The organism is Catenibacterium sp. GCM10023432 (assembly GCF_042651925.1).
In the GTDB taxonomy this organism is placed as follows: domain Bacteria; phylum Bacillota_I; class Bacilli_A; order Erysipelotrichales; family Coprobacillaceae; genus Catenibacterium; species Catenibacterium mitsuoka.
The window spans coordinates 1-12704 of the sequence record NZ_JBHSEB010000012.1 but is presented as its reverse complement, the minus strand read 5'-3'; the positions used below and the strand labels follow the sequence as shown (position 1 = coordinate 12704).

Below are 12704 nucleotides of genomic sequence, written 5' to 3'. Positions count from 1 at the left end.
AAGTAAGATCACTCTTACTTCTTACATCATTGAACAGCCGCCTCTATTGCCACCACGTTTATCATCTACTTCATAGTGGGCATTGAATTCTCTGTTGATTTCATCTAATTCTTTTAAACCATCAATATACGCATCATACATAGAAATGATTCCCTGTGAACAACCATCACATAAACCATCTACTATACCTAATGCATCATTCACAATTTGTTCTCTTTGTTCTCTTGTTGTATTCTTGATTAAAATATCTTCTTTGACCATAGTAACCCCCTGTATTGTCCTTTGTCCTTATTTTTAAATCTGATTGCATTCACAGGACAATGATGTAAACATCTTAAACACATCATACACTGTTCTTTTCTAAATGTCACATGGTCTTTGATTTCTATCGCCTGTTCAGGACATTCTTTCACACATAAGCCACAATGAATACAAGATTCATCAATGGTTAAGTTATCTGTTTTTCTTACCTGTTTATATTGAAACGAACAGGCCTTATTAATAAGAACTGGTACTGTTCCTTTCAAGTAGTCCCCTATTCTTCTTTCTTTGATTGTAGTAATGATTTCTTCTATTTGAGGATCTATTTGAGATTCTACCTTTTCATTTTTAGATGCATCATACATAGGAATATACGTATCCACCATTTTCACACCATACATAGCATAAAAGCCTGTGCCTTTCTTCTGCATAATACTATTCGCTTCTTTACCTATATTCCCTGGTTTACCACCATAAGTCACGACAAGATAAAAATAAGACTTAGAAGAGACAGACAATCTTTCTAAGAAATCCTTCACTATATAAGGTAAACCAAAGAAATAAACAGGTGTGACTATACCAATCATTTCATCCTGTTTAATGCTTTGAGCTGATTCAATAGATTGCATAGTATCCTGTAAGGACTTTGAAAGTACTTCTGCTACATAGCGACTATTTCCTGTTCCACTAAAATAATAAATCATTGTATTACTCCTTTTAAAAGAGGAAACGCATTGCGTTTCCTTATGGTCTCATTCCTAATCCACCTTCAAGAGTGATTGTTTCACCAGTCATATATTTGAAGTCTGGAGAAGTTAATTGTACAACAACACGTCCGATTTCTTTTTCATTGTCACCAAAATGTCCCATAGGTGGTGTATGAACATTCGCCTTGAAAGCTTCTGGATAGGTTTTTTCAAACTTTTCAAGCTGTGCAGTCCAAGCAAGTGGACATACAACATTTACGTTGATAGCAACTGCAGCCCATTCAGTTGCAGCAACACGTGTTAAACCACGGATACCTTCTTTTGCACCAGCGTAAGAGCACTGACCTTTGTTTCCGAATAATCCAGCACCAGATGCGAAGTTGATGACTGAACCTTTTGTTTCTTTTAAGTATGGATAACATGCTTTCATATAATAGAATGCTGCATATAATCCTGAATACATAGCTAAATCAAACTGTTCTGTAGTATGTTTTACAAGAGATACACCAGATGCACTTGCCTGTGCACTATTGACTAATGCATCAATATGACCAAACTTTTCAATTGCCTTTCTACAACTGGTTTTACTACTGCTTCATTATCAGCATCTGCATTCACATCAGCCTGCACTGAAAGAACTTCTATATTATAAAGTCTTTCAATTTCTTCTTTTGCATCTTCTAGTTTCTTTAAGTTACGTCCAGTAATCACAATATTTGCGCCTTCTTTCGCAAATGCTGTTACGATACCATAACCAATTGAACCACATGTACCATCTCCAAGTACTGCACGTCAACCACCAGTCACAATGACAGTCTTACCTTCTAAAAACCCATATTATTTACCTTCTTTCTTTTTAATTTAAAAGCATTACAATAATTATACATAATAAAATCTTAAAAGTGTAAGAATATGGTATTTATTAATTAATTCCTTTGTCTACTTCATTCTTATTAGGAATGCTGAACATTTCATTACTGATGATATTTTCAGGATCATCCACACCTTGATTCAATAACATGATCAGTGATACCCAGACAAAGATATCATAAGGGTTGAAATACTTATTTTTTTCTAGAAAACGGAGCTTTGACTGCGCAAAGTTTACGATGTTATCTCTATTTTCTATAATAAATTCATCGAGTTCATGAACATACATATAGCCAAGATTATGGAATCTTTTTACAACTCTTAATTCAGATATAATATAAGGCTCTTCTTTAATTGATACATTGAACTGTTCACAGATGATCTGTGTTAATTCACTCATAATAGGAGAATCATGATAATAAGTCATGAGAGAATTATAGTTCAGGTCTGTCTTTAATACCTTCTCTATATGATCAATACCCTTATTGTATTCTTCTATATCATCTCTTATATTCACAAATTCTTCATCTAGTATTTCTAGAGTCGCACTGAGTCTTGTGAGTCTTCTACGAATATCCTTAGGTATTTCATATTGTGACTTATAACCTAGACCATGTTCTACTTCAGCCCAAGAATGCTGGAGAATAGTTCTAATCTGTATTTCAAAGACAATATGACGATAATCTGAATACTCTATCATATTCAGTCTTGCTTCATTATATTTTACTAATAAATGAAGAGAATTATAACCGAAATCAATACGGTCATCGTAGTTCTTCTTTCTCTTATCATTGTATTCCACAATATCAAAGTTCTGTTTAATCAACTTATAAATGACATCAATATCTGATTCGAATAATGTAATAATACGGCATGCAACGATATCTGTAATATCATTAACATCCTTGTACTTATGTTTTAAACAGATTTTACGTCTTAATGCATCTTCTGTTTTAATACGTATCGCAAAATTAGAAATCTTTATATTATTCTTTGTAATGATATTTTCAATAATATCTGTAATATCATGTTTTAATGAACGATAGAGACTCTGATTGTCATAATATTGTTGGATGATATGATTTTCAATTCTTTTATCCATCTTTTACACCTCTTAACTATCATACATATGATACATTAACTTAATGTGAAGAAAAATCGAAAGATTAATTCTTTCGCTTTTGATGGTTAGTCTTACACATATTCATTAGTTAATTTTTTCTGCCTGTATATAATCGTCCAATATTCATTCCTATTTTTTGTGCAAATGCACATTTTTATGTAATACGCTGAAACATGCTGCACTCACAACCCCCTATTAAATCAAAAAACGCCAGAACTGGATATCAAAATCCCATTCCGACGTTATTGATTACAATTATCTTATTAACTTTTCACTTTAGGACTTTCGCTTTTGATAGTTTCTTAAGTAATATATACCAGCAACACCCACAATAATAAATACTATAGATGTGAGTTGGGCCATACGGATAGGACCTAACATAAGTGAGTCCGTACGTAATCCTTCCACAAATACTCTCACAATACCATAACCGATAAAGTAAGAGAAAAACTGTTCACCTGTACATTGTGCTTTCTTCTTAACTACAAGAATAATCACAAGAAAGACAATCAAGTTCCCTACTGATTCATAAAGGAATGTAGGATGATGATAAGCTCCCTCAATATACATATTGTTGATGATAAATTGAGGAAGATGTAATAACTTGAGGAAATTTAATGAAACAGCTGAACCAAATGCTTCATGGTTGAAGAAGTTTCCCCAGCGACCACATGCCTGAGCAATGAGTACACCTGGCATAATCGCATCTCCTGCCACCAAGAAAGGAATATCCTTCTTTTTAAAGAAGTAATAGCTATAAATGAGTGCAGCTATGATTCCACCCTGTATTGCTAGTCCACCATGCCATATCGCAATAATTTCTTCAGGATGAGATGCATAGAGTTCTTTCCACATGAAGATAACATACCAGATACGGGCACCAATGATTCCTGTCATGAGTACTCCAAAGAAGTAATCTGATAAAATTTCAGAACTATAGCCTAATTTCTTAAAATTATACTGACCTAGCAGATAGGCAATAAATGCACCAATAATGATACATACTGCATACATATGAATCTGCAGAGCACCGATTTTAAGAAATATATTATATTCTGGAAAGAATTGCATAACTTACACCTGCTTACTTTTAATGTTTTCAAGGATTCTATTCACGAATTCTTTACTTGAATCAAATCCAGAATCCTTAAGCTGCATATTCATAACAGCTGCTTCAATAATAACTGACATAGAACGTCCGCCAGTTACTGGTACAACAATCTTAGGAATAGGAACTGAAAGAATATCTTCAGTAACATCATCTTCTTCTGCTCCAATACGTCTATATTCACGAGATGGTAACCATCTTTCTAACTGAATAATAAGGTCTACCTTTTCTTTTGGAAGAACACTGGCAGCCCCAAACATCTTAGATGCATCAATAACACCAATACCACGGATTTCTAGTAAATTCTTTAAGACAGTGGGTGCTTTCCCAATAATAGACTGACCAATATGATAAAGTTCTACTGCATCATCCGCAATCAGCTGATGTCCTCTCTTAATAAGTTCAAGCGCGATTTCGGATTTACCAATACCACTATCCCCTTTAATAATGACACCTTTACCATAAATATTTAAGAATACACCATGGATCTGTGTTTCTGGTGCTAAGAGTTCGTCTAACTTACCCATTAAGTTAATAGATACTCTTCCTGTTGCCATTTCTGTTTCAAAGATTGGGAAGTTTCTCTTACATGCAATATTTTTTAGAATCTCTGGTGCTTCATATCCCTTTGCAATAATAATACAAGGTGTTTCATCATTCACAAGTTTAGAGAAGCATGCTAGCTGACTCTCTTTTGTCATTTCTCTAATAAATATATTTTCTTTATCACCTAATAGAATAATTCTTCTAAAATCACTATGTTTAAAGAAACCTGCAAGCTCAAATCCAGGACGGTTGATTTCTGCGATAAATACTTCTCTTTCTAAAGATTCTTCATCTCCAGATACACGTTTATAGGCTGGATTATTCATCAAGTCTTTTAGTTTTACGGACTTTCCCATAAAATACCTCCTTACAATAGGTTCTTAAGAAAGCGTCCTGTATGGCTCTTTTCACACTTTGCCACCTTTTCAGGGGTACCTTCCACAACTATTGTACCACCATTGTCGCCACCTTCCAATCCTAAATCGATGATGTGATCTGCGACCTTAATCACATCTAAATTATGTTCAATAACTAAGACTGTATCACCATTATCCACAATCTTCTGTAATACACCAATCAATCTATTCACATCATCACTATGTAATCCTGTTGTTGGTTCATCAAGAATATAGAGTGTTTTACCTGTTGAACGTTTTTGTAACTCAGATGCAAGCTTCACTCTTTGTGCTTCACCACCAGAAAGTGTTGTCGCACTTTGGCCAAGTTTAATATAACCAAGACCCACATCATAAAGTGCTTTAAGTTTAGTATAAATACGAGGAAGATTTTCAAAGAAAGTAAGTGATTCTTCTACAGTCATTTCTAATACATCATAGATGTTCTTATCCTTATAAGTCACCTGTAATGTTTCTTCATTATAACGATGTCCATGACATTCTTCACAAGGTACATAAACATCTGGAAGGAAGTTCATAGAGATACGTTTTACCCCATCTCCTTGACATGCTTCACAACGTCCACCCTTCACATTAAAGGAGAAACGTCCTTTATCATATCCACGTATTTTAGCTTCTGGTGTTTTCGAAAATAAATCACGAATATCATCAAAGACACCTGTATAAGTCACAGGATTAGAACGTGGTGTACGACCAATTGGTTCCTGTGATACTTCAATAACTTTATCAATATTCTCTATACCACGTATTTCTTTATGTTTACCTGGTAATTCACGTGAACAATAAATTTTAGCACGTAGTGCTTTACATAAAATATCATTCACTAATGTAGATTTACCTGAACCAGATACACCTGTTACCGCAATAAACTTACCAAGCGGAAACTTCACATTAATATTCTTTAGGTTATGTTCCTTGGCTCCGCGTACTTCTAAATAAAGACCATTTCCTTTATGTCTTGTTTTTGGTACATCAATCTTCTTTCTGCCAGATAAATAATCACCTGTAATAGAGTTTTCATTGGCGGCAACTTCTTCAGGTGTGCCATAGGCAATCACCTGTCCACCATGAATACCTGCACCAGGACCAATATCCACAATATAATCAGAAGCACGCATTGTGTCTTCATCATGTTCTACGACAAGCACACTATTTCCTAGATCACGCATTTCCTGTAGTGTATGAATGAGTTTCTCATTGTCTCTTTGATGAAGTCCAATAGAAGGTTCATCTAATACATAAAGAACTCCCGTTAAGCGTGAACCAATTTGAGTTGCTAGACGAATGCGCTGTGCTTCGCCACCGGATAAGCCTCCTGCACGTCTAGAAAGTGTTAAATAGCCTAATCCTACTTCATTCAAGAATGTAAGTCTGTCATGAATTTCTTTTAAAATCAAATGGGCAATCTTTTCTTCCATTTCTGATAGTTTAAGATTTTCCACAAATTCTAAAGCTTTCTCAATAGAAAGATTAGTGAATTCAATAATATTCAACCCACCAACTTGTACACTTAAAACCATTTCATTCAGTCTTGCACCATGACATGTAGGACAGGTATGTTCAGCCATAAATGACGCATACCATTCTTTAGACCATTTAGAAGATGTTTCTTCATAACGTCTTTGAATAAGTGTAACGACACCTTCAATATAGTTTGTTGTACGAGAAACATTACCCGAAGAAGAAACAATTGTATAAGTAATAGGTTCATGAGAACCAGTAAAGATAATATCTCTTTCTTCTTCATCAAAGTCCTTTAAAGGCTTATCTAAATCAATATGATAATATTCGCATAGTTTTAAGAAACGCTGCCATTCAATACGATCAGTCCCTACTGCTGTCTTGAAATAACGTATACCACCCTCATTAATACTCAAGTTCCAGTCAGGTACTAATAAGTCTAGATCCACTTCTTCCTTAATACCTAAACCTTTACAATCAGGACAAGCACCTAATGGGTTATTAAAAGAGAATAAACGTGGTTCTAGCTTAGGAACAGAGAAACCACAAATAGGACAGGCATAGTTAGAAGAGAAAAGCTTTTCTGTACTCTGTGTAAGGTTCTCTACAATAGCTTCACCATCTGTTAATTTTAAAGCTGTTTCTAAGGATTCAATGAGACGTGTACGATAGCCTTCTTTTTTCTTAATACGATCGACAATGACATCGATGGTATGCTTTTTATTTTTTTCTAGAGTAATGTCTTCATCAAGAGTATACATATTTCCATCTACTTTGACTCTGACATACCCTTCTTTTCTTAATTTATCAAAGAGGTCTTTATGTGTTCCCTTTTGATTCATAGCCATACGTGCAAGAATCTGAAGCTTATCTCCATCATCATATGTATCCACAATATCACCCATCTGTTTTAATGTCTGGGCTTCTATCTTAATCCCATGATGAGGACAATAAGCATGTCCTACACGAGCATATAACAAACGTAAATAATCATAAATTTCTGTTACTGTACCAACAGTAGAACGTGGATTATTCGATGTTGTTTTCTGATCAATCGCAATAGCGGGTGATAACCCTTCTATTGAATCCACATCAGGTTTTTCCATTCCACCTAAGAACTGTCTTGCATAAGAATTCAATGATTCTACATAACGTCTTTGACCTTCTGCATAGATTGTATCAAACGCAAGAGATGTCTTCCCACTTCCTGATAAACCTGTCATAATCACAAGTTTATTTTTAGGAATATCTATATTCACATTTTTGAGGTTATTGACACGTGCACCCCTCACTGCAATGACATCCTGTTTCATTCTTCAACCTCCTTATAATCACTTCTTTATTTAAACCCTGTAATTGGTAGTCATAGGCTAGAGAAAGTATTTTAGAATAATCCTGATGATTCTCAAAACCTTCATTTATTAAATCTTTACCTGTCACAATAGGAACAGGTGCATGGTCTCCACACATAGACACCATTTCTTCTACATAAGCATTCAATTCATTGATAGAAGCACTTGTAACCATACCTCTTCCTAACTTATCACATCTTGCAAGATAGAGAAGATCCTTTAAAGGTGCCTTCTGATCTATTGCTTTTAAGAAGCGTAAGAATTTAATCTTTCTTGCATGATTACGAGAAAATGTAGGTAATACCATATGATATTGAATCATGGTATAAATATATCTTTTCTGTTTATGAGAGAGAATCAGATTCACCTTTTCATCAAAGAGGGCGGCACCTTCTTCTGCATGACCATAAGCATGTCCTTCTGGTGTTGTTACAAGTGGTTTACCTATATCATGTAATAAGGCACTCCACATAAACCATAACGGTTCACTTGTATGATGTTTACATAATGCTGCTAAATCAGTTACCAGCATTGTATGATTCCAGACACTGCCTTCTGGATGATAGTCTGTTCTCTGATGGGTTGTATCTAAGTCCTGTAAGTAGAACGGAAGGCCATGAATGTCTCTTAAGAAATTGAGTCCCTGTGAAGGATATAATCCCATCAATATCTTACAGTATTCTGTATAAATACGTTCTATGCTGAGAGTATCTAATCCCCCTTCTTCTACGATAGATTGACATAGATTTTTTGTATCTGGATCCATCTTGAAGCCATAACGTGACATGAAGGACGCTCCTCTTAGTACTCGTAATGGATCTTCTGAGAAATGCTCCACATTCGTTGCACGAAGAATACCATTCTTTAAATCCTTCTGCCCTGAATAGAAATCAATGACTGTTCCTGTTTCTATATCATATAACATACTATTAATCGTAAAATCTCTTCTTGCACAGGCTTTTTCTAAAGGAAGATCAGGATCCACAATAACATTAAAGTCCTGATGCTTGAGTCCTGTTTTTTCTTCTATTCTTGGTAAGGCGAATTCATAGCCTTCAAGAGTAGACAAATGAACCACCGCAAATGCAGCACCCATGACCTGTACTGTTCCAAAAGGTGACAATACTTCCTTTAAAGCCGCAAAAGAGAGGTGATGTACTTCTACATCAATATCTTTAGATCTTCTTTTTAATAGAAAATCACGTACACATCCTCCTACTAGATATACATGTCCTCCAGCCTGTTTAATTGCCTCAAAGACATCTAATGCGAGAGGTGTGAGACTAAATTCACTTTCCATCTTTAATCTCCTCTATCATATCTCGAAGTTCCATAGCACGTTCAAAGTCAAGCACCTTCGCTGCTTCTTTCATCTGTCTTTCTAATTCCTCAAGAAGAACCTTCTTATCTTTCTTTGGTGCTTTACGGCCTTTCTTGACAAGCTTCTGTGCTTCATCAATGACTTCCTGACCATGGATAGCTTCTCTAATTTCTTTCTTAATTGTTGTTGGAGTAATACCATGAGCCTTATTATAAGCTTCCTGTATTTCTCTACGACGACTTGTTTCATCAATGGCACGCTGCATAGAATCAGTGATACGATCTGCATACATAATAACATGACCATCCGCATTTCTTGCCGCACGACCAATTGTCTGGATCAACGAACGTTCACTTCTCAAGAAACCTTCCTTATCTGCATCTAAGATACATACAAGAGAAACTTCTGGAAGGTCTAAACCTTCTCTTAATAAGTTGATACCAATCAAAACATCATATTTACCCAAACGTAAATCTCTTAATATTTCTGTACGTTCTAATGTTTTTGTTTCTGAATGAAGATAAGCAACCTTTAAACCAAATTCCTTAAGATAATCAGTTAAATCCTCAGCCATTCTCTTTGTAAGAGTCGTAATAAGTACACGTTCATTTCTTTCTATACGTAACTGTATTTCACTAATAATATCATCAATCTGATCTTCTATTGGACGTACTTCAATAATAGGATCTAATAATCCTGTAGGACGAATAATCTGTTCAACATATTCACCATGTACACCTTCTAACTCATAATCACCTGGTGTAGCGGACACAAATATTGCCTGGGGAATAAGTTTTTCAAACTCTTCAAAACGAAGCGGTCTATTGTCCAATGCACTTGGTAAACGGAAACCATATTCCACTAATGTTTCTTTACGACTTCTGTCTCCATTAAACATACCTCTGATCTGCGGAAGCATAACATGAGATTCATCGACAATAAGCAAGAAATCATCTGGGAAATAATCTATTAAACAATAAGGTCTTTCTCCTGGCTTTCTTCCATCAATATGACGTGAATAGTTTTCAATACCTGGACAGATACCTACTTCTCTCAACATTTCAATATCATGTCTTGTACGGTTATCGATTCTTTCATACTCAAGTGGTTTTGCGGCATCCTGGAAATACTGTAGTCGGTCTTTTAATTCTTCTTCAATCGTATCACAGGCATGAAGCATCTTTTCTCTGCTGGTAATATATTCTTCAGCCGGATAAATCGTATATGTATTATAAGAAGCCTGAACATGACCAGTCAAAGGATCAACTTCTGTAATACGATCTACTTCATCACCAAATAATTCAATACGTATAATATAAGATTCAGTATGACCTGGTACTATTTCAATAACATCACCACGTACTCTAAAAGTACCTTTGACCTGGTCCATATCATTTCTAGTATATTGTCTATCTACTAAGAATGTGAGTAATTCACGTCGATCAATTTCCTGACCCACACGTAAAGAGAAAATCATTTCCTGATAACTCTGTGGATTACCTAAACCATAAATAGCGGCCACAGATGCAACAACAATCGTATCTTTTCTTTCTAATAAAGAATTCATAGCAGCAGCTCTTAACATTTCTATTTCTTCATTTGTTTGTGATTCTTTATCAATATATGTATCACTCTTAGGAATATAGGCTTCTGGCTGATAGAAATCGAAGTTTGAAATAAAGTATTCTACACGATTTTCTGGAAAGAATTCCTTTAATTCGCTATAAAGCTGTCCAGCTAATGTTTTATTGTGTGATAGTACAAGAGTAGGTTTATTCACCTGTGCAATCACATTCGCAAAGGTAAATGTCTTACCAGTCCCTGTACCACCTAATAAGACCTGTGTCTTTTTACCTTCACGAATTCCTTTCACAAGTTCTTTAATAGCTTCTGGCTGATCTCCCATTGGTTCAAATTTTGATACAAGCTTGTAAGACATATAATCCCTTCTTTCTATATTAAAGTAAGTACTTTCTGTAATGTATTGTCATATTCTTTATGACTTAATCTTTCTGCAAGTACACTAACCATGCATTCCTGATCACTATATTCTAATACACCATCTACAGTTAAACCATGATCCTGTTCAAAACGTTTAAGTGCATCACTTACACCCTTTGAGAAATAACCATCTGTACGACCTGGATTATAACCAAGTACTTCTAATAATCTTTCCATAACAATAATAGAATTATTCACATTATCCACATAATACTTATCACTATAATAAGTGAAATAAGCTGATAAGAGAGACTGATCCTCTACTGTCACATCAGGAGTCCATCCCTTCTTATTAATATTCACACCCTTAGGTGTATACCACTTTGCATAAGTATATTTCAATACAGAACCATCAGTTAAGTTCGTCTGTGCCTGGATAGTCCCTTTACCATAAGATTGCTGCCCAATAAGTTTATATCCCTGTATTTCTTTAAATGTACCTGCACATAATTCTGATGCACTGGCTGTTCCACCATTCATTAAAATATAACCATTAGAAAATGCATAATGTGTCTTTGTATTATCCTTATATGTTTCAGTCTGACCCTTTTTATTCTTAACAGTAAAAAGTGTTTCACCCTTCTCATTAAATAAAGAAAGTAGATCTCTAGCGGCAGTAATATAACCCCCACCATTCCCTCTTAAGTCTAGAATAATATCTGAGACATTCTGTTTCTTAAACTCTTTTAAAGCTTTTTCTACATGCTGTGCAGTTGTATCTCCAAAAGTAGAAATATTCACATAACCATATGTTTTATTATTTTTAATTCCTACATAATAAGTGACATCGGAACTGAAGTTCTTACGTACTGCTTTCACATTCAAAGTCTGTTTAAGTCTTTTTACCTTTAAAGAAACTTCTGTACCTTCATTTCCTTTAATATGTTCCTGCATTTCTGTACTTGTCAACCCATTGAGTGATTTATTATCTGCTTCAGTTATAATATCTCCTGCCTTAAGTCCAGCCTTTTCAGCACTGCTTCCTTCTATAATACCAGTCAATAAAGCACCACTATGAACTGGAGAGAAATAAACACCAATACCACTATAGCTGCCATTTATATCACTATTAAATTCTTTATTTTCCTGAGAAGACATAAAAGAGGAATGTGAGTCTCCTAGACCATTTACTAACCCTTGAATCATACGATCTTGAATAGATGTTTGAGAATCTGTTGTATCTAACCAGTTATTATTTAATAAATCTACTACTTCATCGACTAATGTGAGATTTGTTTTCTCATTCGCATTTGCATTACTATTATGGAATACTATATAACCACTACCAAAACCAAGGGCTAAACATAGCACCCCTATCACTATATATTTGATTAATAAACTTTTCTTTCTTTTATTTAGTTCCATGTTCAAGTCACCTCGTTTCATTATTTTATCATAACATTGATGTTTTGAGTAGAAACTTGACCAAAAAGAAAAGATCCCTATACAGGGATCTTCCATTATTTAAGGGTCTTTAATTTTTGTGGGGGTCAGAGCTTCGCTCTAAATATTTGGGGTCTTGGAAACAGCACCTCTAA

General features: G+C 34.8%; 11 protein-coding genes. All 11 read right to left on the bottom strand.

The annotated features are described in order from the left end of the window. Positions 1-21 precede the first annotated feature (21 nt). A complete protein-coding gene (locus tag ACFOZZ_RS02905; RefSeq protein ID WP_055234811.1) occupies positions 22-261 on the bottom strand; it encodes a hypothetical protein in 240 nt (79 codons plus the stop codon). Continuing rightward, positions 240-965, bottom strand: a complete 726-nt coding sequence (locus tag ACFOZZ_RS02900) for an EFR1 family ferrodoxin (RefSeq protein WP_279068160.1) — start codon at positions 963-965, stop codon at positions 240-242. The genes ACFOZZ_RS02905 and ACFOZZ_RS02900 overlap by 22 nt, the downstream gene beginning before the upstream one ends. Before the next feature lie 40 nt (positions 966-1005). Then, complete coding sequence (locus ACFOZZ_RS02895) at positions 1006-1515, bottom strand: SDR family NAD(P)-dependent oxidoreductase (RefSeq protein WP_376814681.1); 510 nt, start codon at positions 1513-1515, stop codon at positions 1006-1008. Continuing rightward, complete coding sequence (locus ACFOZZ_RS02890; RefSeq protein ID WP_376814680.1) at positions 1503-1715, bottom strand: SDR family NAD(P)-dependent oxidoreductase; 213 nt, start codon at positions 1713-1715, stop codon at positions 1503-1505. Before ACFOZZ_RS02890 ends, ACFOZZ_RS02895 begins: the two co-directional genes overlap by 13 nt. Positions 1716-1890: 175 nt before the next feature. Beyond that, on the bottom strand, positions 1891-2940 hold the full coding sequence (locus tag ACFOZZ_RS02885) for a GTP pyrophosphokinase (protein WP_055234350.1): 1050 nt from the start codon (positions 2938-2940) through the stop codon (positions 1891-1893). A gap of 297 nt (positions 2941-3237) precedes the next feature. After that, positions 3238-4032, bottom strand: a complete 795-nt coding sequence (gene lgt / locus ACFOZZ_RS02880) for a prolipoprotein diacylglyceryl transferase (RefSeq protein ID WP_278860362.1) — start codon at positions 4030-4032, stop codon at positions 3238-3240. Positions 4033-4035: 3 nt separating this feature from the next. Further along, a complete protein-coding gene (gene hprK, locus ACFOZZ_RS02875; RefSeq protein WP_055234346.1) occupies positions 4036-4971 on the bottom strand; it encodes an HPr(Ser) kinase/phosphatase in 936 nt (311 codons plus the stop codon). 11 nt (positions 4972-4982) lie between these two features. Beyond that, positions 4983-7805 carry an excinuclease ABC subunit UvrA gene (uvrA, locus tag ACFOZZ_RS02870; RefSeq protein ID WP_376814665.1) on the bottom strand — a complete coding sequence of 941 codons (2823 nt, stop codon included), beginning with the start codon at positions 7803-7805 and terminating at the stop codon, positions 4983-4985. Beyond that, the gene (locus ACFOZZ_RS02865) at positions 7762-9144 is read right to left on the bottom strand and encodes a CCA tRNA nucleotidyltransferase (RefSeq protein WP_376814664.1); all 1383 of its coding nucleotides are present in this window, start codon (positions 9142-9144) and stop codon (positions 7762-7764) included. Before ACFOZZ_RS02865 ends, uvrA begins: the two co-directional genes overlap by 44 nt. After that, positions 9134-11104: an excinuclease ABC subunit UvrB gene (uvrB, locus tag ACFOZZ_RS02860; RefSeq protein ID WP_278780653.1), complete on the bottom strand. Its 1971-nt coding sequence runs from the start codon at positions 11102-11104 to the stop codon at positions 9134-9136. The genes ACFOZZ_RS02865 and uvrB overlap by 11 nt, the downstream gene beginning before the upstream one ends. Positions 11105-11118: 14 nt before the next feature. Beyond that, positions 11119-12531 carry a S41 family peptidase gene (locus tag ACFOZZ_RS02855; protein WP_376814663.1) on the bottom strand — a complete coding sequence of 471 codons (1413 nt, stop codon included), beginning with the start codon at positions 12529-12531 and terminating at the stop codon, positions 11119-11121. Between the last annotated feature and the right edge of the window lie 173 nt (positions 12532-12704).